This is a genomic window from Streptomyces sp. NPDC029216 (assembly GCF_040648015.1).
Taxonomy (GTDB): domain Bacteria; phylum Actinomycetota; class Actinomycetes; order Streptomycetales; family Streptomycetaceae; genus Streptomyces.
In genome coordinates, this window is record NZ_JBEZWL010000001.1 from 55,289 (window position 1) to 74,978 (window position 19,690).

Below are 19,690 nucleotides of genomic sequence, written 5' to 3' on the forward strand. Positions count from 1 at the left end.
GTCCCGGGTCAGGAGACGAGCTCACGCTCCAGCGGGGTGCGGAAGCGCGGGGTGATCCGGGCGTCGCCCACCCAGGCGGCCAGCCGCGCGGCCTCGGCCCCGATCGCCTCCTCGGCGGCGCGGCCGGGGCTGCCCAGCAGCCGCCAGACCACCTCTCCGTCGGGGCGCTGGGCCCAGCCGCCGACGATCTCGCCGTTCCACCAGACGGTCGGACCGATGTTGCCCGCGTAGTCGAAGAGGGCGGGCCGGTGGGCCGGGTCGAGGTGGAACCCGCGGTCGGCCCAGCCCATGCCGCTGGGGTCGAGTGCCGGGAGCAGCGCCGCCCATGGCTCCGGGGCGGGTTCGGGCGCCGTGTCACCGGGGCAGACGAGCGCCGTGCCGCCGTCGTCGAGCCGGACCTGCTCGGGTCCCACGGCGGCCAGGGCCTTGCGCACGTCGGTGAGGGTCCAGCCGGTCCACCACTTGAGGTCGGCCTCGGTGGCCGGGCCGTAGGCGTACAGCCAGCGCCGGGCGATCTCGGCCCGGGCCTCGGCGGCGGGAACGGCGGGCCACGGCTGCGTGTGCACCCACCGGAACTGGCTGGAGGTCCACGAGCCGCGCGGCCGGTCCCGGCGGATCCGGCCGTCCGCGGCGAGGAGGCGGATCACACGGGTGGCGACGCCCGTCTCGGCCTCGTACTTCTTGCCCCGGCTGATGGTGATCTTCTGCCGGAGTGCGGGCACCGCCGCGGACAGCTGGGACCCGGTCGAGGCGCCCCGGGCGTCGAGGGCGTCGAGCGCGGCGGCCTCGGCGTGCGCCAGCCAGTCGGCGTCCAGGCCCTGGCCGTCCTCTGCGAGGTGCTTGAGCAGGGTCCGGCGTTCCTTCACCGCGATCGCGCGGGCGGTGGAGGAGTCGACGTAGGGGGCGAGTCCCGTGGACACGGCGAACAGCGTGTTGCGCATGCTGAGCATCCGGACGACGCTCACGTCCTCGTACAGGGCGCGCTCGATCGTCGCGGGGCCGTCGCTCCCGGCCAGGCGGGCGCGCGCGGAGAGGTAGACGGTCGCCGCGTCCGTGGCGTGCAGGGCGACGACCGCGTCCGCGGCCTCGCCGAGGGTGGCGGCGCGGGCCGAGGGGGCCAGGCGGTGCCGGCGGCCGAGCCGGTTGCGGCGGTCGGCGGTGGTGACGAGGGGCAGGCCGGTGCTCATCCTCCCGATCGTAGGCCGGGCCGACGACAGCGGCCCGGCCCCCGGCGGGCCCGGTCAGAGCTGGAGCTTGAACCCCACGTGGGAGGCGGTGAAGCCGAGGCGTTCGTAGAAGCGGTGCGCGTCGGTGCGGGTGGAGTCCGAGGTGAGCTGGACCAGTTGGCAGTTCTCCTGGCGCGACCGGTCGATGGCCCACTCGATGAACCGGGTGCCCAGGCCGGCGCCGCGTTCGTCGGCGTGGACCCGGACCCCCTCGATGATCGAGCGGGTGGAGCCCTTGCGGGACAGGCCGGGCACGATGGTCAGCTGGAGGGTGCCCACGACGCGCTCGCCGCGCACGGCGACCACGACGTGCTGGTGCGGGTCGTCGGTGATCCGCTTGAGGGCCGCGACGTACGGGGTCAGATCGCCCGGGGACTCGCGGGTGGCGCCGAGCGGGTCGTCGGCCAGCATGGCCACGATGGCGGGCAGATCGGCCTCGGCGGCGGGGCGGATGGCCAGTTCGGGGATCTCGGTCATGGCGGGCTGTCCTTCCCTCAGCCGGCGGCGACGGTGAGCGGGGCCCAGCGGCGGGTCCAGTCACCGGGGAGGCCGGGGATGTCTCGGGTCATGACCGCGTTGAAGGCCACGGATTCCAGGCCGCGCTCCTTGAGCCAGGAGACGAGCTCCTCGTGGCGTACGTCCACGTCAGTGCGCAGGGGCCGTTCGGTGGACGCGGCCAGGGCGGTCACCAGGGCCTGCGCGGTGGCGGTGTCCCGGGCGATGAGCGGGCCGACGACATGGGTCTCCATGTTGGGCCAGATGGCGGCGTAGCCGATGAGGGCGCCGGAGGCGTCCTCGGCCACGAGCAGCCTGTCCGTGAAGGCCGGCAGGCGCGTGATCATATGGGTCCGGTCGGTGCCGAACACCTCCGTGTCCAGCCGGATGATCGCGTGCAGGTCCTCGCCGGTGGCCGGCCGGACCGGGACGGCGGCGGAACCGCTCTGCTCGGGGAGGAAGGCGCCCCGGAGCATCTCCGCCCGGCCGGTGGTGTCGAAGCCGAGCTCCTCGTAGAGCGGGCGGCCGTACGGGGTGGCGTGGAGGGTGAGCGGGACCCCGGCGAGGAGGTCGTCGCAGACGTACTGCATGAGCCGGCGGCCCAGGCCCTGGCGGGCGAACCGCTCGGCGACGAGGACCATCCCGATGGCGGCGAGGTCCGGCTTGGCCAGGGTGTCCCCGTAGCCGGTGACGACACAGGCCGCGGCCAGTCCCCGGCCGTCGGGCGCGTCGACGCCGTATCCGGTTCCGGCGGTGAGGAGCAGCCCCCACTTGTGGTCCTCGCGCGGCCAGCCGCGGTCCTGGGAGAGGTCGGCGCAGTGACGGAGATCGTCCAGGGTCAGCGCGCGGATCGGCAGATCGGTGAGCAGAGGTGGTGTCACCGGCCCAGAGTGGATCATCGGCGCGCGGGGCGTCCAGGGGATTCCGGGATCCGGTCGGTCGATGTTTCTCCCCCAGCTACCGCTGGGAGGTGCCCCCAGTGAAACGGGTCGACGTTTCACGTGAAACATGATGCTTCGCGCCGAACGCAGCGGTTAGCCTCGACGGCTATGACGCTGCTGCACCTGTTCGACCTCGACGGAACCCTGATCCACGGCTCGGCCGCCCCGGTCGAGATCTCCCGGCAGCTCGGTGTGGAGTCCGAGATCGCGGAGCTGGAGAGGGCCTTCGGCGCCCGGGAGATCGGCCCGCAGGAGTTCTCGGTGGCGGCGCGCGCCCTGTGGGCGGACCTGACGCCCGCGCAGGTCCGGGCGGCCTTCGACGGGGCCCCGTGGCTGACGGGGATCCGGGACGTCTGGCGGGAGATCCGGGAACGGGGGGACTACTGCGCGGTGATCTCCCTGTCCCCCTCGTTCTTCGTCGAACTGCTGCTGGAGTGGGGCGCGCACGCCGCTCACGGCTCGGTCTTTCCGGCGGTGCCCTTCACCCGGCCCGTCGACGTGACGGGGATCCTGACACCCGAGGGCAAGCTGCGGGTCGCGGACCGGCTGTGCGAGCGGTTCGCGGTGACCCGGGCCGACTGCGTCGCGTACGGGGACTCGATGACCGACGCGTTCCTCTTCGAGGCGCTTCCGAGGTCGGTGGCGGTGAACGCGCGCCCGCATCTGGCGGCGCGCGCAACCCACGTCTACGAGGGCCTCGACCTCAGGGAGGCATACCAGCTCCTGGGGTAGACGCGCCCGGGAGTCGGAGCATCTTAAGGGGATAGTGGGTTCGAAACGCGGTTTTTCTCCATTCCCCCGCAGCACTCTCGGTCGGCTGGCACGCTGTGAAACCCGGAACCACGGATTCGACGCCGTGGCGTGTGAGACCCGACCGAGATGCTCGAAGCGAGGCACCGCATGGACCTTCCGCCCACCAGATCGGCGAGACCGACGGGCTGGATACCTTCCGGGGGCGGTGCGACCGAACCCTCCCCGGACGCCGTCCTCATCCGCCGGACCCTTGCCGAGATCGCACCCGTCGCCGACAAGGTGGCCTCGTACTTCTACGCCCTGGTCTTCACAGGGCATCCGGAGGTGCGGGAGATGTTCCCCGCGGCCATGGACGCCCAGCGCGACCGGCTGCTGAAGGCGCTGCTGACCGCCGCCGAGCACATCGACGACCCGGCGGTGCTCACCCCCTACCTGCGCCGGCTCGGCACCGGGCACCGCAAGTACGGCACCATGGCCGCGCACTATCCGGTGGTCGGGGAGGCGCTGATCGGGGCGCTGGCCCGGTACGCGGAGCTGACCTGGGGACCGGAGACCGAGGCCGCCTGGGTGCGCGCGTACACCGCGATCTCGCAGACGATGATCGACGCCGCGGCGGAGGACGAGACGAGGGCGCCGGCGTGGTGGCACGCCGAGGTGGTCTCGCACGATCTGCGCACCTCGGACATCGCCGTTCTGACCGTCCGTCCCGACCAGCCGTACCCGTTCCTCGCGGGCCAGTACACGAGCCTGGAGACCCCGTGGTGGCCACGGGTCTGGCGGCACTACTCCTTCGCCTCGGCGCCGCGCGCCGACGGGCTGCTGTCCTTCCACGTCAAGGCCGTGCCGGCCGGCTGGGTCTCCAACGCCCTGGTACGGCACGCCCGCCCGGGCGACGTCCTGCGGCTGGGCCCTCCGGCCGGGTCGATGGTGGTGGACCACAGCACGGACAACGGGATGCTGTGCCTGGGCGGGGGAACCGGCATCGCGCCGATCAAGGCGCTGATCGAGGACGTGGCCGAGCACGGTGAGCGGCGGCCGGTGGAAGTCTTCTTCGGGGCGCGCAGCGACAACGACCTCTACGACAAGGACACCCTGCTGGGCCTGCAGCGCTCCCACCCGTGGCTGTCGGTCCGCCCGGTGATCGGGGAGGGGATGGCGGGGCAGCTGCCGCACGCGGTGGGCGAGCACGGGCCCTGGAGCTCGTACGACGCCTTCATCTCGGGGCCGCCGGCGATGATCCGCAGCGGTGTGGACGAGCTCAAGCGGATCGGGATCCCCGGGGAGCGCATCCGCTACGACGCCCTTGAGGAGCTGGCGGGCGTGGCCGGCTGAGACCGGCTTGGGCCCGCCCGCCCCGGTGTGCTCAGCCCAGGTCGGGGGCGTGCATGGCGCGCACCCCCTCGATGTTGCCGTCGAGGTAGTGGCGCAGCGAGAGCGGGACGAGGTGGACCGCGGCGATGCCGACGCGGCTGAAGGGCACGCGGACGATCTCGTACTCGCCCTGGGGGTCGTCGACTTCGGGGCCGTGCCGTCGGCCCGGGTCCATCGATTCGAGGTGGCAGACGAAGAAGTGCTGCACCTTCACCCCGGTCACTCCCCCGGAGGCGATGTGCTCGACGGTGTCGACGAAACAGGGCACCACATCGGTGATCTTGGCGCCGAGCTCCTCGTCGAGTTCTCTGTGGAGGGCTTCGACGACGGTGGCGTCGGAGGGCTCCACGCCGCCGCCCGGGGTGAGCCAGTACGGATCGACGCCGGGCTTGGTGCGCTTGATGAGGATCAGGTCGTCACCGTCGAGCAGGATCGCGCGAGCGGTGCGTTTGACCACGGGACGTTCGGTCATGGGAGAAGAGTGGCCCGCGTCCGGGCATCTGAAACGCGCCGTCGTCCGAAACACGAGGGGCTCACCAGTGCGCCGCGGCGCGCAGCAGGCGGTCGTGGGCGCGGGCTAGGTGGGCGAGGGCCAGGCTGCCGGTCCGTACGACGAGGAACCAGGTGCGCAGCGGGGGCACGGCGGGCTCCAGCAGGGCGACGACCTGGCCGCGGTCGAGGGCGTCCTGGCACAGGTAGCGGGGCAGGACGGCGAGGCCGGCGCCCGCCCGGACGCACTCCAGCACGGCCCGCAGGTCGGGCGCCACGACCGTGGCGGTGGTGTCGGCCACCGAGCCGGGCACGGAATCGAACACGGCGGCCCAGTAGCGGGAGACCAGCGGCAGGCTCTCGTGGACCTCGACGACGGGGATCCCGTCGAGGGCCTCGGGGCCCTTGGTGAGCGGTTCGCCCGGGCCGGCGAGGGCTGCCCAGTAGGGCGCGGCCACCAGCACCTGTTCCTCGTCACAGAGGGCGTCGGCCGTGAACGGTCCGCCGCGCGGCCGGGAGGTGGTGACGACCAGGTCGTGCTGTCCGGCGGCGAGCCCGGCGAGGTTCTCCTGCGTGTCGGCCGCGAAGACCGTGCGCAGGGTCTGCCCGTGGCCGACGAGGGGTGCGAGGGCGGGGAGCACCCGCAGGCTCAGGAACTCGGGCGGCCCGGCGAGGTGCAGGGTGCGCAGGGCTCCGGCGGCCTGCCGCTCGGTCTCGGCGATCCGCAGCAGGGCGTCCAGGTGCGGGGCGGCCTTGTGGGCCAGTTCGTCACCGACGGCGGTGGGGGTGACGCCGCGGGCGCGCCGGTGGAACAGGGGACGGCCGAGCTGCCGCTCCAGGGTGCGGATCTGGGAGGTGACGGCGGGCTGGGACAGCCCGAGGAGCGTGGCGGCCCGGGTGAACGAGCCGGCCCGGTGCACGGCGACGAAGGTGCGCAGCAGGGCCAGGTCCATGGCGGCCCCTCTCAGTGGGGGCCTTCAACTATAAATATGCCGATAGGTTCCTGTCGTTACCGTGATTGGACTCTGACGCTGAGTCAACTAGCCTTGACCGCGTGGTTCTTGCGGGCAGGGAACCCGGGCGGTCCGAGCCACCAGGGGGGAGGCTCGGACCGCTGCCCCGCGGCCGGTCAGGCCCCGGAACCAGCGTGATCAAGGGCCCGGAGCACGTCCGCGACCAGGTCCCGGGGGTCCTCGGCGCCGGCGGAGAACCGGATGAAGCCCTCCGGCACGGCGTCGCCGCCCCAGCGTCCGCGCCGCTCCGCGGTGGAGCGCACCCCGCCGAAGCTCGTGGCGTCCTCGACCAGGTGCAGAGCGGTCATGAAACGTTCCGCGTGCGCGCGGTCGGGCAGGGTGAAGGAGACCACCGACCCGAAGCCGCTCATCTGCGCGGCCGCCGTCTTGTGGGAGGGGTCCGAGGGGAGGCCGGGGTAGCGCAGCCCGGTCACCTCGGCGCGGTCGGCCAGTGCCCCGGCGACCGCCAGCGCGTTGGCCCACTGGCGCTCGGCCCGCAACTGGAGGGTGGCCAGGGAGCGGTGGGCCAGCCAGGCCTCCATCGGGCCGGGGACAGCGCCGACGATCTTGCGCCAGCGCCGGATGCCCGCGGCGAGTCCGGGGTCGCGGCAGACGACGTAGCCGAGCAGCAGGTCCCCGTGGCCGGTGAGCCCCTTGGTGCCGCTGGCGACGGAGAAGTCCGCGCCCAGCTCCAGCGGCCGCTGCCCGAGCGGGGTCGCGAGGGTGTTGTCGACGGCGACCAGGGAGCCCGCCGCGTGCGCCGCCTCGACGAGGCGCCGTACGTCGCACACGTCGAGCCCCGGGTTGGAGGGGGTCTCGATCCACAGCAGCCGGGCCCCGTCGAGGGCGGCGAGCTGCGCGTCCCCGCCGGTCGGCGCGGTGCGCACCCGTACCCCGTACGCCTCCAGCTGCTCCCGGACCAGGGGCAGCGCCTGGTAGCCGTCGTCGGGCAGGACGACGGTGTCCCCGGCGCGGGCCTGCGACAGGAGGACGGCGGAGACCGCGGCCATGCCCGAGGCGAAGACGATCGTGTCCACGTCCTGGCGGCCGGGCGCCTCCAGTTCGCCGATCGCTCGTTCCAGCAGGGTCCAGGTGGGGTTGGTGTCGCGGCCGTAGGTGTACGGGCCGGCCACCTCGCCGGGGAGGTGGAAGTGGGCGGCGAAGACGGGTCCGGGCAGCGGCGGCTCGTTCTTGACGGGTTCGGGCAGCCCGGCGCGCACGGCCCGGGTCCCCTCGCCGTACCGGACCGATGCGTCCGCTTCGCCCGCGGGGTGTCCGTTCACGGGGCTCACTCAGTCCTTGTCGGGCAGGACCAGGTTCAGGGCCCAGGAGACGATGGAGATGATCAGCCCGCCGAGGACGGCGGTCCAGAAGCCGTCGACGTGGAAGCTGAGGTCGACCTGCTTGGCGACCCAGGAGGTCAGCAGCAGCATCAGGGCGTTCACCACGAGGGTGAAAAGGCCCAGGGTCAGGATGAAGAGCGGGAACGAGAGCAGCTTCACCACGGGCTTGACGATCAGGTTGACCAGGCCGAACACGAGCGCGACCAGGATCAGTGTCAGGGTGCGGCGCCCGAGGCTGCTGCCGTCGTCGAGCGTGATGCCGGAGAGCAGCCAGATGGCGACGGCCAGGGCCCCCGCATTGGCGAGCGTCTTGACTACGAAATTCGTCATGTGTCTGATCGTGGCAGAGAACACTCGGCTCGGGCATCAGCAGATCAGCGGATCCCGGGGCACCACTGGGCAAGGGCAAGGGGCACAGCGAACATGAAGGCCTTCCGGCTGGACGAGCTCGAAGCGGAGCGGGCCGCCAACGACGGCGCCTACCTGCAGTTCCTGCGTGAGCGGAACATGTCGGTCGGGCTCTACTCGCTCGACGCGGGGCAGAGCGACCCGCAGCAGCCGCACCGCCAGGACGAGGTGTACTTCGTGGTGAGCGGCCGCGCCTCGATCACGGTCGGGGAGGAGACGACGACGGTGGCCAACGGCAGCGTGGTCTACGTCCCGGCGGGAGTGCCGCACAAGTTCCACCACATCACCGAGCCCCTGAAGGTGATGGTCGTCTTCTCCCCGCCGGAGGCCTGAGGACCCCGGAGCCCTGAGGGTCGGCCCCCCGGTCCCCCTAGGGGGAGGGTCAGGGGCTTCCGGGGGCTCGTGGACCCCCGGCCCGTTCTTCCGCCTCCTAAGCTCGAAACCAAGGAAGACGCCGGGGAAACGGGCGCGGACGAGGAAGAGGTAGGGACATGGACGGGATCCGAGCGATGTTCGCGGGCACGCCGTGGTGGGTCAAGTGGGTCGCCGTTCCGCTGCTGGCACTCTTCGTCTTCGGCGGCATCATCACCACGATCATCGGCACGCTGATCGGTTTCGCCTTCAAGGTGCTGCTGTTCGCGGCCCTCGTCGGCGGCCTGGTCTTCGTGGTCAAGAAGTTCACGGGCAACGGCGCGAAGAGCTCCACCGACGGCTGGTAGGCCGCCGCGCCCGAGGGGCACGGACATTGCGCCAGGCGGGCGAACATGGCCCCCCAAACCCCTCACCCTGCGGCAATCGGTGGATAGGCTGGCAATCCGTGCCGTTCCCTGGGCGCCGGCGGGCCCCCGGGCCCGCCGCCACGCCTGGGGGGTGAGCTTTGTCTCCGGTCCACAATGCCGGTGTGCCGACGCTGATCGGATCGGTGCAGAGGGCTCTCAGGCTGCTGGAAGCGGCGGCCTCCCATAGTGGGGGAGCCCCGGCGAAACAGCTGGCGCGCGAGGCCGGGCTCCCGCTCCCCACCGCGTACCACCTGCTGCGCACCCTGACGCACGAGGGCTATCTGCGCCGGGAGGGCGGGGTGTTCCTCCTCGGCGACGCCGCCGCCCGGTTGGGGCACGGGGGACTTCAGCAGAAACGTCGCAGCATGATCCTCGACTCGCTCGCGCACTTCCGCGACGTGGTCGGGGCCCCCGTCTACTTCGCGGTCTACCGCGAGGGTGAGATCGAGGTCGTGGGTGTCTCGGACACCCCGGCGAACCCCGCCTGCGAGGAATGGGCCGACTTCCGCGCCACCGCCCACGCGCACGCCATCGGCCAGTGCCTGCTGGGGCAGTTGGACGAGAAGACGCGCAGGGACCACTACGACCGCCACCCGGTCGAGAGCATCACGCCCTACACGGTGCGGGACATGCACGCCCTGGAAGAGCGGATCGGCGCCCTGGAGCGGATGCAGCCGGTGATCGAACGTCAGGAGTACGCCCTGGGCACGGTGTGCGCGGCCATCCCGATCACCGCCGGCGACACCGCCGCGACGATGGCCATTTCTCTACCTGTGCACCAGGAATCTCGCTTGCTGTGTGTAGTCGATCGACTACGGAGTGAAGTAGGCGCGCTGTTGAGCACCCTCTCCTTCTCTATCAGTATCTGAAAACTCACTCCTTGTGATCTGCTTGCGCTTCCACCACCCTTGTCAAGAGGGCCCTGGGGGATCATTCCTGGCCACTTCCACTACAGCGGGGTAGGCAATGCGCGAGTCGGTACAGGCAGAGGTCATGATGAGCTTCCTCGTTTCCGAGGAGCTCGCGTTCCGGATCCCGGTGGAACTCCGGTACGACGCCCGTGACCCCTATGCCGTACGCCTGACCTTCCACCTTCCCGGAGACGCCCCGGTGACCTGGGCGTTCGGCCGGGAGCTGCTCCTCGACGGCATCAACAGGCCGTGCGGCGACGGCGATGTGCACATCGCCCCGACCGAGCCGGGAGAGCTCTCCGACGTCCACATCCGCCTCCAGGTCGGCGGCGACCGGGCCCTCTTCCGGGCCGGCGCGGCCCCGCTCGTCGCGTTCCTCGACCGGACCGACCGGCTCGTTCCGCTCGGTCAGGAGCGCAGCCTCGGCGACTTCGAGGAGACCCTCGACGAGGAGCTCGGCAGGATCCTCGCCGAGGCGCAGCAGCAGAACGAGCAGAACGCGGGCTGAGCGGCTCCGATCCGGAGCCCCTCCTTGCCCCGCCCCGCCCCGTCAGCGCTTGCGCCGCCGGCCCCGGCCGCCGCGGGCCGGCGCCGCGGCGGCGGCGGGGCCGGGCCGGTCCGCGGAGACCACCAGAGCGGCCAGCGCCGTGGTCACGGGCACCGAGGCCACGAGTCCGATCGAGCCCACGAGGGTCCGTACGATCTCCTCCGCCACCAGCTCGCTGTTGGCCACGGTCCCCATACTGCTGTTCGCGATGGAGAACAGGAGGAGCAGGGGCAAAGCCGCGCCCGCGTAGGCCAGTACGAGCGTGTTGACGACGGACGCGATGTGGTCGCGTCCGATCCGGATGGCGGCCCGGTACAGGGCGCGCGGGCCCATGTCGGGGTCGGCCTGGTGGAGTTCCCAGACGGCCGAGGTCTGAGTGACGGTCACGTCGTCGAGTACGCCGAGCGATCCGATGATCACGCCTGCGAGCAGCAAACCGCTCATGTCGATGTCCGGGTAGAGCCCGTGGATCAGGCCGGTGTTGTCGTCTGTGTTCCCGCTCAGGAAGGCCCAGCCGATGAACAGTGAGCCCAGCAGGCCGATCAGCAGCAGCGAGACCAGGGTGCCGAGCACGGCGACCGAGGTGCGCGCGGTCAGTCCGTGGCACATGTAGAGCGCGATCAGCATGATCGCGCTGGCCCCGACGACCGCGACGACCAGGGGATTCGAACCCTGCAGGATCGCCGGGAGGATGAAGAGGGTCAGCACCCCGAAGCTGACCACGAGGGCGATGAGCGCGAACAGCCCGCGCATCCGGCCGACGACCACCACCGCGACCGCGAAGATCCCCGCGAGCAGGGCCACCGGGAACTTCCGGTTCAGGTCGATCACGGAGTACTGGAGGTCGCGCGGAGCGTCCGGCGCGAAGGCGACCACCACCTCCTGGTCCCTCTCCAGCTGCCGTGGCGCACCCGGCTGGACGATCTCGAAGAAGACGCGGCCCTTCTCCGGCCCGGTGGTGACCTCGACGGTGGCCCTCTTGCACGCGCCGGTCTGCCCCGGCCGCGCCTCGCGCCCCTCGGGGGTGGAGGTGCCGCCGGTCGGCGGTGCCTGGGCGGCGTTCACCGCCTTGCAGTCGACCTCCGAGAGGGCGACGACCCGGCCCTGCTGGGTCTGGCGGTCGAAGCCCACCCCGGTGCGCTCGTGCGCCGGGGCGCCGCCGGGCCACAGCACCACCAGGCCGACGAACACGGCGACGGCGAAGGGGATCAGGACGGCGGAAATCACCTTGCGCAGGTGCTTGGAGACCGGGGCCGCCGGCCCGTGGCCGTGCCCATGGCCGTGGCCATGCCCGTGGCTGTGGGAGGGACCCTGTGGAACGCCGGCCGCGTGCCCGTGGGCCGCGTGATCGTGACCGGTGTGGCCGAAGGGCTCTGTGGGCTCGTTGGGGGGCTGCGGCGAGGTCGTCACCGGCAGATCATCGCAACAGATGAGGGGGCCCACTATTCAGCACGCCACAGATGACGCTAGCGTGGGGGCTACTTTGCACAACGCGGGAGCTCGGAGCACCGGGCTGAGAGGGCGCTGATCACCGTACGCGCAGGAGATTGCGTACGGGAGGAGGCTGCGTCGACCGCCGAACCTGTTACCGGGTAATGCCGGCGTAGGGAGATCAGGTCTCATGACCATTCAGGACGCACGCACGCCTGCCGCCGGCCAGAACGCCGACGGCCAGACCGAGCGCCAGCCCGGCTGGCACAAGGGATACCTGGCGGGTTCCCGCCCGGACATCCGGGTGCCGGTCCGCCAGGTCCACCTCACCAACGGCAAGGACGTCACGCTCTACGACACGTCCGGTCCGTACACCGACCCGCAGATCGAGACCGACGTACGCCGCGGCCTGCCGCCGCTGCGCGAGAACTGGATCATCGGCCGCGGTGACACCGAGGAGTACGCGGGTCGCCCCGTCCGCCCCGAGGACGACGGCATCAAGCACACCTCGCCCCGCGGCGGCCTCAAGAACCTCGACGCGGTCTTCCCCGGCCGCCCGCGCCTGCCGCGCCGGGGCCGTGGCGGCCAGGCCGTCACGCAGCTCGCGTACGCCCGCCGGGGCGAGATCACCCCGGAGATGGAGTACGTCGCGATCCGCGAGAACGTCTCCCCCGAGGTCGTCCGCGAGGAGATCGCCGCGGGCCGCGCGGTGCTTCCGGCCAACGTGAACCACCCGGAGATCGAGCCGATGATCATCGGCAAGAGGTTCCTGGTGAAGGTCAACGCCAACATCGGCAACTCGGCCGTCACCTCCTCCATCGAGGAGGAGGTCGACAAGATGACCTGGGCCACCAAGTGGGGCGCCGACACGGTCATGGACCTCTCGACCGGCCGCAACATCCACACCACGCGTGAGTGGGTCCTGCGCAACTCCCCCGTACCGATCGGCACCGTGCCGCTCTACCAGGCGCTGGAGAAGGTCGACGGCCGTGCCGAGGACCTGACCTGGGAGATCTACAAGGACACCGTCATCGAGCAGGCCGAGCAGGGCGTCGACTACATGACGGTCCACGCCGGCGTGCTGCTCCCGTACGTGCCGCTGACGGCCCGCCGCAAGACCGGCATCGTCTCGCGCGGCGGCTCGATCATGGCCGCGTGGTGCCTGGCGCACCACAAGGAGAACTTCCTCTACACGAACTTCGAGGAGCTCTGCGAGATCCTCGCGGCGTACGACGTCACCTACTCGCTGGGTGACGGCCTGCGCCCCGGCTCCATCGCCGACGCCAACGACGCGGCGCAGTTCGCGGAGCTGAAGACGCTGGGCGAGCTCAACACGATCGCCAAGCGGCACAACGTGCAGACGATGATCGAGGGCCCGGGCCACGTCCCGATGCACAAGATCAAGGAGAACATCGACCTCCAGCAGGAGATCTGCGAGGAGGCGCCGTTCTACACGCTCGGCCCGCTGACCACGGACGTCGCTCCCGCGTACGACCACATCACCTCCGGCATCGGCGCCGCGATGATCGCCTGGTGGGGCACCGCGATGCTCTGCTACGTGACGCCCAAGGAGCACCTGGGCCTGCCCAACCGGGACGACGTGAAGACCGGCGTCATCACGTACAAGATCGCTGCCCACGCGGCGGACCTGGCGAAGGGCCACCCGGGCGCCCAGGAGTGGGACGACGCCCTGTCGGACGCGCGGTTCGAGTTCCGCTGGGAGGACCAGTTCAACCTGGCCCTCGACCCGGACACGGCCCGTGAGTTCCACGACGAGACGCTCCCGGCCGAGCCGGCCAAGACCGCCCACTTCTGCTCCATGTGCGGTCCGAAGTTCTGCTCGATGAAGATCTCCCAGGACATCCGCCGTGAGCACGGCGGCGACCTGAAGGCCGAGGAGATCGAGGCGGGCATGGCGGAGAAGTCCGCCGAGTTCGCCGCGTCCGGGAACCGCGTCTACCTGCCGCTGGCGGACTGAGCCGGCCGGAGGGACCGGCCCGAGACCTCATGGGGGGAGTCGCGGGCCGGTCCTGACGGGCTGCCGGAAAGGTCTTGCGTTGAAGTGCACTCCAGCTCCTAGAGTGCGGCCGCATGACCATGCGATACCGGAATTTGGGCGGGACCGGCATAGAGGTGAGTGCCCACTGCCTCGGCACGATGATGTTCGGGGCGGTGGGTAACCCGGACCACGAGGACTGCGCGCGGATCATCCACGCCGCGCTCGATCAGGGCATCAACTTCGTGGACACCGCGGACATGTACTCCGCGGGCGAGTCCGAGGTGATCGTCGGCAAGGCGCTCAAGGGGCGGCGTGACGACGTCGTGCTCGCCACCAAGGTCCACTTCCAGATGGGGGAGGGCCGCAACCGCAGCGGGAACTCGCGGCGTTGGATCGTCCGCGCCGTCGAGGACAGCCTGCGCCGGCTGGACACGGACTGGATCGACCTCTACCAGGTGCACCGGCCCGACCATTCGACCGATGTCGAGGAGACGCTGTCCGTCCTCGGCGACCTCGTCCGCGCCGGAAAGATCCGCGCCTTCGGGTGCTCGACCTTCCCCGCCGAGGAACTGGCCGAGGCCCACCACGTCGCCGAGCGCCGGGCTCTCCCCCGGTTCCGGACCGAGCAGCCGCCGTACTCGATCCTCGCGCGCGGCATCGAGGCCGACGTACTGCCGGTCGCCCGGCGGTACGGGATGGGCGTGCTGACCTGGAGCCCCCTGGCCTCGGGCTTCCTGAGCGGGAAGTACCGGCTCGGCGGGCCGGTCGACCTGACCTCGGGGCGGGCCAAGCTGACCCCGGCCCGCTTCGACCCGGCCATCCCGGGCAACGTGGCCAAGCTGGAGGCGGTGGAGAAGCTCGTCGAGATCGCCGACGATCTCGGCTGCACCCTGCCGGAGCTGGCCGTGGCGTTCCCCGTCGCGCATCCGGCGGTCACCTCGGTGATCATCGGCCCGCGCACCATGGAGCAGTTCGAATCGCTGGTGAAGGGGGCCGGGCTGGTCCTCGACGACGAGGCGCTCGACCGGATCGACGCGGTCGTGCCGCCGGGTACGAATCTCTACCACCCGGACGGTGTCTGGCTCCCGCCGGCCCTCACGGACGCCACCCAGCGGCGGCGCCCGCTCGGAGAACGGGCCGCGGGCTAGGTCGGCGTCGGGCGGGATGTTTCACGTGAAACGCCGGGGGTGTTTCACGTGAAACATCGGACGGTGGGTGGTCAGGTCCTCACCAGGTCCCGCGAGCCCAGCTTGCTCCGCGCGAAATCCAGGTTCCCGGAGACGCGCTCGCGGTGTTCGTCGGGCAATTTGCCCTCACTCAGCAGACGCTCACAGCACTCCAGGGACTCCCGGTACTCGCCGATCCAGTAGGCGGCGATGGCGAGCTCGTCGAGGGCCCGCCACTCGTGCCAGGCGTACTCCACGAACAGGATGTCCTCGGGGTAGGGGATGCCGGCTGCCGTCTTGGCGAACATGTAGGCCAGCGGCCAGCGCCGCTCCACCCGGCAGATGCCGGCGAGGTCCCCGATCGCCTCGGCGCGTGAGGGCCGGCTCTCGTACGCGCGGAGGTAGCGGTTCATCACCTCGGCCGCCGGCCGGCCCAGGGTCGCGGCGGCCCGTGCGGCGTAGACCTGGGCCAGGTATGTCTCCTCGTAGAAGCCGACCATGCCCGCCCGGCGGTCGTAGGCGGCGAGGGACTTCTCCGGCTCTCCCGCGTCACGCCAGCTCTGGCCGAGGTAGAACATGTAGCGGGAGTTCTCGGGTTCCTTGATGAGCCCCTGTTCGAGGACTGCCGCGTCGCGCAGGTACTTCTGCCGCTGGCCGCCCTCCCGGAGGCGGGCTCCGCCTCCGATGCTGAGGATGTTGGCTCCTTCGAGCAGCCCGAGGCTGTACTGGGCGCCGCAGTCGATGTACTCGTGGAGCACGCCGACGTACCGCCAGGGCAGCCGGGTGGCGACGAGCGCCGACCGGTAGTGGATGATCGGCCCGTCGTGCAGGGCGATCTGGTATGCGTCGAGGGTCAGTTCGGGCATCCGGAACCCGGGCTTTACCTCCATCGCGTCGTCGGCATCGATGAACAGCAGGTAGTCGGCGCTGGAGCGGGCGAGTTCGATCGCCTCGGTCCGGCTGCCGTCGAACCCCTTCCAGGGGCGCTCGTAGAGGGTGCCGGGGATGTCGCTGAAGCAGTCCCGGATGACGTCCTGGGTGCCGTCCGTCGAGCCGGTGTCCACGATCACCCAGGTGTCGATCAGGGGACGTACCGAGTCGAGGCACTTCCGGATGGTCGGAGCCTCGTTCTTGACGATCATGTTCAGACAGACTGTTGGTTTCACGGGTCCCGTCCGCTGGTGTGGGCCGTACGTTGTGGCGGATGGCCGGGTCGGATGGATCGTCCGGGACTCTAGGGAGCGGGCGCGGCGCGCCGGTGGGCGGCGCGCCGGTGGGCGCGGGGGAATTCGCAGTCGGCAACGGGACCTGGGGTCTGGGACCTGTTCTCGGTGGCCGCTGAAATGATCAGTAAGGCCGCGGTCCGGCGGGGGCAAGCCGACTTGGACCGGTTGGCGGCACTGGGTAGGCCGATCTGCTGATAACGGGGGGCGTGTCCAAGGGGTTGCGTAGGCGATCCATGATCACCGGGGGAAGCTCGACCCCGCGACCGGGACCCGATTGTCCCAATTTGGCCTACTTCCCTCAAGGAGCGCTCTTTGAGTCGTGAGCACCGGCCCAAGGCCATCCTCCTCGGCCCCCTGCCCCGGAGCCGGGCCTGGATGGCGGGAGGCGCCCTGGCCTCGCTCTCCCTCGTGCTGGCAGGCGTCGTCAGTCCTGTCGCCGCCTTATGCGCAGCAGGTCAGACCTGCGGTGACGGCGGCCGGTCCGGCCGCCCGCGGTGGCGGTGACGACTGCGAGGAGGGGTCGCACGACCACGACCACGGCAGGCCGCTGCACGTCCAGCTGCTGGACCGGTACCTCGGTGGCGGTGGCGGTGACGACGACGGCGACGGCCGCGACCACGACCACGACCACGTGCAAGCCCGGTAACGGCGCCACGGGCCCCACCGGCCCGACGGGCCCGACCGGCCCCACGGGTCCGAAGGGTGACACCGGCGCGACGGGGCGACCGGCGCGACGGGTGCGACGGGTGCCACGGGTGCGACCGGTGCCACGGGTGCGACCGGCGGGTGCACGGGCGTCTCCGTGTACAAGCCCAGCGCCACCGAAGAGGTCAAGGGAGTCATCATCGACGGCCAGGCGTGGGCCGGAATCCGCAGCCTCACTCCCACTCCGCCGTCCGACTTCGAGTGGAACGAGCTGTCTGACAACGACGGTTACCCCGCCGGGGCGTGCGGCATCGCGGTCAGCGACCACAACAACATGACCCACGTCGAGGTCGTGGCTCCCGACCCGGACACGGGCCTCACGACGGTCTACGAGACGGACTGCGACGTGGTCCCCGGCGACCTGCCCACCCTGACGTGCGACAACGCCTGGACCAAGGCCCCGCACACCGCATGGGCTGACCCCGGCGGAACGAACGCGGTAACCCAGCACCAACCCACGCGGCCCGGCCCGCCCCCGGACATCAGTCCGGGCGGTGGTCCGGGCCGCCGAAGTCCGGGCTCGTGAAGTCTGGGCTGGAGTAGCCCGGCCTCGGGGCGGGCGTCCCGTCGGACGGGCTGGTGAAGTCGGGCCGGGTGTACCCCAGGTGCGGGATGCGCCCGGCCCCCGGCGTACGGGGCACCGGATAGCCCGTCCCGGCGGTCGGATCGGCCAGCGCGTCGCGCAGGAACGGCATGATCCCCCGCTCCAGCAGCGCGTTGCGCCAGGCCTCCCGGGCCCGCGCGAGCTCCTCGGGTATCGGCACGCTCTCCTCCGCGGCCACCTCCGTGGAGCTGTTGCGGAGGGCCGCCACCAGCAGCGAGATCACCGCGAAGACCAGCGCGACCACGGTGAGCCCGCCGAAGAGCCAACCCGCCGTCAGCATGGTCTGGGCAAAGGCCGGTTCGGGCTCGATCGTCGCCTTCAGGCTGTACCCCACCAGCAGGAAGATCAGCATGGCGGTGCCCGCCAGGACCGGCGCGAGGACGGCCACCACGGCGCTCACCCCCGCCCCGGTGCCGTCCTCCCGGGTGCCGTCCTCAGCGGTGTCCTCGTCGGTGTTCCCTCGGCCCGACAGGACGCCGTCGCGCAGTTCCTCCCGGACCTTCACGTAGTGGGCGTACTCGGCGGCCGCCGCGGCGGTCAGCAGCGCGATGGCGCTCAAGGCCATGGTGCGCAGCTGTTCGGCGTTCAGCCGTTCGCCGAGGGCGGCGAGCTCGGGCCGTTCGTCCGCCGTGCGCAGCGCCTCGTCGAGGAGCCGGTCGAACTCGGGTCGGTCTTCGGTGAGCAGGTGCGGACCGCTGGTCATGTGCATCCCCCGATGCTCCGTACGAGCCGGTATGCCCGCGTAGACCCCGGGCGCCGGCCCAAAACGGAGGAGAGCCTGCTACGGATAGGGCGATGGTAGAGCGACCCGGCCATGGGGTGACAGGGACTTTCGGGAAATACCCCGCTCGGTGAACGCTCAGTCGCGCAGCGGCAGTTGTTGGACCAGCAGTTTGCCCGCCATCGTCACGCCGCCGTCCATCGCGATGGCCAGTCCGTCCGCGTACACGTGCGGACCGTCGACGTCCTCCGGCCCGTGCCCCTCGTCGCCGTCCTCGGTGCCCACCTCGCCGAGCAGGTACGGGATGGGGCTGTGGCCGTGCACGACGCGGCTGCCGCCGTAGGTGGCGAGGAGCTCGCGTACGGCCTGCGGGCCCGTCTCCTCGTCGCGGAAGGCGAAGCGCTTGGTGAACTTGCGGAACAGGTCCCAGGTGATGTCCGCGTCGTGGCGGTTGAGGAGCTCGTGGATGGTGTCGTTGACGTCCTCGATGGAGTCGCCGTAGTCCAGGTACGCGGTGGTGTCGGAGTGCAGCAGCAGGTGTCCGTCCGCGAGGGTGGCCGCGTCCAGCCGGGACATCCACTGCAGGTGGACGTCCTCCAGGCGCTCCATGTCGGTGCGCTGGCCGCCGTTGAGCAGCCAGGCGGCCTGGAAGGTGGCGGTGCCGGCACCGGAGTTCACGGGGGTGTCACCGAACCGCTTGGCGCCGATGAGCAGCAGCTCGTGATTGCCCATCAGGGCCTTGCAGTAGCCCCCGGCGGCGGCCGCCTCGGCGGACAGCCGCATGACGAGGTCGATGACCCCGATGCCGTCGGGGCCGCGGTCGGTGAAGTCGCCGAGGAACCAGATCCGGGCGTTGCCGGCGGACCAGTGGCAGTCGGCGTCGATGAGGTTCTGCGCCTGCAGCTCGTGGATGAGCTCGTCGAGGTAGCCGTGTACGTCGCCCACGACGTAGAGGGGGCCGGGGCCGTCGCCCGGGGCCTCCTGGGGGACGTACTGGACCTGGACGGTGTCCCCGGGGCCTCCCGTCGCGCCGCGGCCGATGATGGGCAGGTCGCGCTGGGTGGGCGTGTAGCCGTCGTCGTCGGCGGGACCGTCGGCGGGGAAGTCCGCCTGCTCGGCCTGACGCTGCTGCGGGACGGTGTCCGGCGCCGGGTACGCCGCGGGGGGCGCGGCCGGGTAGTCGGCGTGCTCCGCGGTGTAGCGGGGCCGCGGGTCGGCGGGCGCCTCCTCGTAGTACGCGGGGTACTCGCCGTACACGGGCGCCTCGCCGGGCAGGCCGGCGGACACGGCGTACGGCGCGGGTTCGTTGACGGGCACCCGGAAGTCCCGCAGCGTGTCCGTCCGCATCGCGGGTCCCTGACCGGCCCCCTGAGTCATCGACCCCTCCACCACCGTCGCGCTGCCGTACACCTGCGGACCCTGCTCACCTCCGGGGCGGAGGGTCCGTGATGTCGTGCGCCCATCATAGGAATGCGGCTCGCGCTCTGTGACGCACCAGGGGTGGTGAATCCTGGGCGGAACCAAACCTTCCTGATGTTTTCGCCCGATATGAGCGTTGTTGA

At 71.2% G+C, this 19,690-nt stretch carries 21 protein-coding genes and 1 riboswitch; of the genes, 9 read left to right on the plus strand and 12 right to left on the minus strand.

Annotated features, from left to right (window positions below; all coding sequences use genetic code 11):
- Positions 1 to 8 precede the first annotated feature (8 nt).
- Genes AB0F18_RS00245 through AB0F18_RS00255 form a run of 3 tightly spaced genes read right to left on the minus strand, consistent with a single transcriptional unit; the run spans position 9 to position 2,602 of the window.
- Complete coding sequence (locus AB0F18_RS00245) at positions 9 to 1,187, minus strand: winged helix DNA-binding domain-containing protein (RefSeq protein WP_362052772.1); 1,179 nt, start codon at positions 1,185 to 1,187, stop codon at positions 9 to 11.
- A gap of 54 nt (positions 1,188 to 1,241) precedes the next feature.
- Positions 1,242 to 1,694 carry a GNAT family N-acetyltransferase gene (locus AB0F18_RS00250; protein ID WP_362053120.1) on the minus strand — a complete coding sequence of 151 codons (453 nt, stop codon included), beginning with the start codon at positions 1,692 to 1,694 and terminating at the stop codon, positions 1,242 to 1,244.
- A gap of 26 nt (positions 1,695 to 1,720) precedes the next feature.
- Positions 1,721 to 2,602, minus strand: a complete 882-nt coding sequence (locus AB0F18_RS00255) for a GNAT family N-acetyltransferase (protein WP_362052775.1) — start codon at positions 2,600 to 2,602, stop codon at positions 1,721 to 1,723.
- A gap of 168 nt (positions 2,603 to 2,770) precedes the next feature.
- Between AB0F18_RS00255 and AB0F18_RS00260 the strand changes: the two genes are divergently transcribed.
- Positions 2,771 to 3,394 carry an HAD-IB family phosphatase gene (locus tag AB0F18_RS00260; RefSeq protein ID WP_362052778.1) on the plus strand — a complete coding sequence of 208 codons (624 nt, stop codon included), beginning with the start codon at positions 2,771 to 2,773 and terminating at the stop codon, positions 3,392 to 3,394.
- Positions 3,395 to 3,541: 147 nt separating this feature from the next.
- Entirely contained in the window at positions 3,542 to 4,747 is a 1,206-nt protein-coding gene (locus AB0F18_RS00265; RefSeq protein WP_362052781.1) for a globin domain-containing protein, read from the plus strand.
- A gap of 31 nt (positions 4,748 to 4,778) precedes the next feature.
- Here the strand turns inward: AB0F18_RS00265 and AB0F18_RS00270 are convergent, their stop codons facing one another.
- From AB0F18_RS00270 to AB0F18_RS00285, 4 genes are all read right to left on the minus strand, one after another.
- The gene (locus AB0F18_RS00270) at positions 4,779 to 5,258 is read right to left on the minus strand and encodes an NUDIX hydrolase (protein WP_362052784.1); all 480 of its coding nucleotides are present in this window, start codon (positions 5,256 to 5,258) and stop codon (positions 4,779 to 4,781) included.
- A 61-nt stretch (positions 5,259 to 5,319) separates the two neighbouring features.
- A complete protein-coding gene (locus AB0F18_RS00275) occupies positions 5,320 to 6,228 on the minus strand; it encodes a LysR family transcriptional regulator (protein ID WP_362052787.1) in 909 nt (302 codons plus the stop codon).
- Between the two features lie 176 nt (positions 6,229 to 6,404).
- The gene (locus AB0F18_RS00280) at positions 6,405 to 7,571 is read right to left on the minus strand and encodes a cystathionine gamma-lyase (RefSeq protein WP_362052790.1); all 1,167 of its coding nucleotides are present in this window, start codon (positions 7,569 to 7,571) and stop codon (positions 6,405 to 6,407) included.
- Between the two features lie 9 nt (positions 7,572 to 7,580).
- Complete coding sequence (locus tag AB0F18_RS00285; protein ID WP_362052793.1) at positions 7,581 to 7,961, minus strand: phage holin family protein; 381 nt, start codon at positions 7,959 to 7,961, stop codon at positions 7,581 to 7,583.
- A 93-nt stretch (positions 7,962 to 8,054) separates the two neighbouring features.
- Here AB0F18_RS00285 and AB0F18_RS00290 point away from each other — a divergent pair, with 93 nt between their 5' ends.
- From AB0F18_RS00290 to AB0F18_RS00305, 4 genes are all read left to right on the plus strand, one after another.
- Positions 8,055 to 8,372, plus strand: coding sequence for a cupin domain-containing protein (locus AB0F18_RS00290; RefSeq protein ID WP_042810190.1), 318 nt, complete (start codon positions 8,055 to 8,057; stop codon positions 8,370 to 8,372).
- A gap of 167 nt (positions 8,373 to 8,539) precedes the next feature.
- Positions 8,540 to 8,758, plus strand: coding sequence for a DUF5326 family protein (locus tag AB0F18_RS00295; RefSeq protein ID WP_362053123.1), 219 nt, complete (start codon positions 8,540 to 8,542; stop codon positions 8,756 to 8,758).
- A 182-nt stretch (positions 8,759 to 8,940) separates the two neighbouring features.
- Positions 8,941 to 9,687: a helix-turn-helix domain-containing protein gene (locus tag AB0F18_RS00300; protein WP_362052796.1), complete on the plus strand. Its 747-nt coding sequence runs from the start codon at positions 8,941 to 8,943 to the stop codon at positions 9,685 to 9,687.
- A gap of 97 nt (positions 9,688 to 9,784) precedes the next feature.
- The gene (locus AB0F18_RS00305; protein ID WP_362052799.1) at positions 9,785 to 10,237 is read left to right on the plus strand and encodes an SsgA family sporulation/cell division regulator; all 453 of its coding nucleotides are present in this window, start codon (positions 9,785 to 9,787) and stop codon (positions 10,235 to 10,237) included.
- 42 nt (positions 10,238 to 10,279) lie between these two features.
- On the opposite strand, the gene AB0F18_RS00310 is transcribed toward AB0F18_RS00305, so the two are convergent.
- Positions 10,280 to 11,686: a YibE/F family protein gene (locus AB0F18_RS00310; protein WP_362052802.1), complete on the minus strand. Its 1,407-nt coding sequence runs from the start codon at positions 11,684 to 11,686 to the stop codon at positions 10,280 to 10,282.
- Between the two features lie 72 nt (positions 11,687 to 11,758).
- A riboswitch (TPP riboswitch) is annotated at positions 11,759 to 11,903 on the plus strand.
- Between AB0F18_RS00310 and thiC the strand changes: the two genes are divergently transcribed.
- Both thiC and AB0F18_RS00320 read left to right on the plus strand, forming a co-directional pair.
- The gene (thiC, locus tag AB0F18_RS00315) at positions 11,898 to 13,685 is read left to right on the plus strand and encodes a phosphomethylpyrimidine synthase ThiC (protein WP_362052805.1); all 1,788 of its coding nucleotides are present in this window, start codon (positions 11,898 to 11,900) and stop codon (positions 13,683 to 13,685) included. (Overlaps the previous riboswitch by 6 nt.)
- A 119-nt stretch (positions 13,686 to 13,804) precedes the next feature.
- Positions 13,805 to 14,854: an aldo/keto reductase gene (locus AB0F18_RS00320; RefSeq protein WP_362053126.1), complete on the plus strand. Its 1,050-nt coding sequence runs from the start codon at positions 13,805 to 13,807 to the stop codon at positions 14,852 to 14,854.
- 71 nt (positions 14,855 to 14,925) lie between these two features.
- Here the strand turns inward: AB0F18_RS00320 and AB0F18_RS00325 are convergent, their stop codons facing one another.
- Complete coding sequence (locus AB0F18_RS00325) at positions 14,926 to 16,014, minus strand: glycosyltransferase (protein WP_362052808.1); 1,089 nt, start codon at positions 16,012 to 16,014, stop codon at positions 14,926 to 14,928.
- Between the two features lie 508 nt (positions 16,015 to 16,522).
- Positions 16,523 to 16,753, minus strand: coding sequence for a hypothetical protein (locus tag AB0F18_RS00330; RefSeq protein WP_362052811.1), 231 nt, complete (start codon positions 16,751 to 16,753; stop codon positions 16,523 to 16,525).
- A gap of 147 nt (positions 16,754 to 16,900) precedes the next feature.
- On the opposite strand from AB0F18_RS00330, the gene AB0F18_RS00335 reads away from it, so the two are divergent.
- Positions 16,901 to 17,329 carry a hypothetical protein gene (locus AB0F18_RS00335; RefSeq protein WP_362052814.1) on the plus strand — a complete coding sequence of 143 codons (429 nt, stop codon included), beginning with the start codon at positions 16,901 to 16,903 and terminating at the stop codon, positions 17,327 to 17,329.
- Here AB0F18_RS00335 and AB0F18_RS00340 read toward each other — a convergent pair.
- Together AB0F18_RS00340 and AB0F18_RS00345 are read right to left on the minus strand one after the other, a co-directional pair.
- Positions 17,286 to 18,116: a hypothetical protein gene (locus AB0F18_RS00340; protein ID WP_362052817.1), complete on the minus strand. Its 831-nt coding sequence runs from the start codon at positions 18,114 to 18,116 to the stop codon at positions 17,286 to 17,288. The genes AB0F18_RS00335 and AB0F18_RS00340 overlap by 44 nt on opposite strands.
- 150 nt (positions 18,117 to 18,266) lie before the next feature.
- Positions 18,267 to 19,505, minus strand: a complete 1,239-nt coding sequence (locus tag AB0F18_RS00345) for a metallophosphoesterase (protein WP_362052820.1) — start codon at positions 19,503 to 19,505, stop codon at positions 18,267 to 18,269.
- Positions 19,506 to 19,690 lie beyond the last annotated feature (185 nt).

Excerpts from the sequence above, each read along its gene's own strand:
- AB0F18_RS00245 (WP_362052772.1), bottom strand. The coding sequence starts at position 1,187 with ATGAGCACCGGCCTGCCCCTCGTCACCACCGCCGACCGCCGCAACCGG.
- AB0F18_RS00260 (WP_362052778.1), top strand. The coding sequence starts at position 2,771 with ATGACGCTGCTGCACCTGTTCGACCTCGACGGAACCCTGATCCACGGC.
- AB0F18_RS00265 (WP_362052781.1), top strand. The coding sequence starts at position 3,542 with ATGCTCGAAGCGAGGCACCGCATGGACCTTCCGCCCACCAGATCGGCG.
- AB0F18_RS00270 (WP_362052784.1), bottom strand. The coding sequence starts at position 5,258 with ATGACCGAACGTCCCGTGGTCAAACGCACCGCTCGCGCGATCCTGCTC.
- AB0F18_RS00275 (WP_362052787.1), bottom strand. The coding sequence starts at position 6,228 with ATGGACCTGGCCCTGCTGCGCACCTTCGTCGCCGTGCACCGGGCCGGC.
- AB0F18_RS00285 (WP_362052793.1), bottom strand. The coding sequence starts at position 7,961 with ATGACGAATTTCGTAGTCAAGACGCTCGCCAATGCGGGGGCCCTGGCC.
- AB0F18_RS00290 (WP_042810190.1), top strand. The coding sequence starts at position 8,055 with ATGAAGGCCTTCCGGCTGGACGAGCTCGAAGCGGAGCGGGCCGCCAAC.
- AB0F18_RS00305 (WP_362052799.1), top strand. The coding sequence starts at position 9,785 with ATGCGCGAGTCGGTACAGGCAGAGGTCATGATGAGCTTCCTCGTTTCC.
- thiC (WP_362052805.1), top strand. The coding sequence starts at position 11,898 with ATGACCATTCAGGACGCACGCACGCCTGCCGCCGGCCAGAACGCCGAC.
- AB0F18_RS00320 (WP_362053126.1), top strand. The coding sequence starts at position 13,805 with ATGCGATACCGGAATTTGGGCGGGACCGGCATAGAGGTGAGTGCCCAC.
- AB0F18_RS00325 (WP_362052808.1), bottom strand. The coding sequence starts at position 16,014 with ATGATCGTCAAGAACGAGGCTCCGACCATCCGGAAGTGCCTCGACTCG.
- AB0F18_RS00340 (WP_362052817.1), bottom strand. The coding sequence starts at position 18,116 with ATGCACATGACCAGCGGTCCGCACCTGCTCACCGAAGACCGACCCGAG.
- AB0F18_RS00345 (WP_362052820.1), bottom strand. The coding sequence starts at position 19,505 with ATGACTCAGGGGGCCGGTCAGGGACCCGCGATGCGGACGGACACGCTG.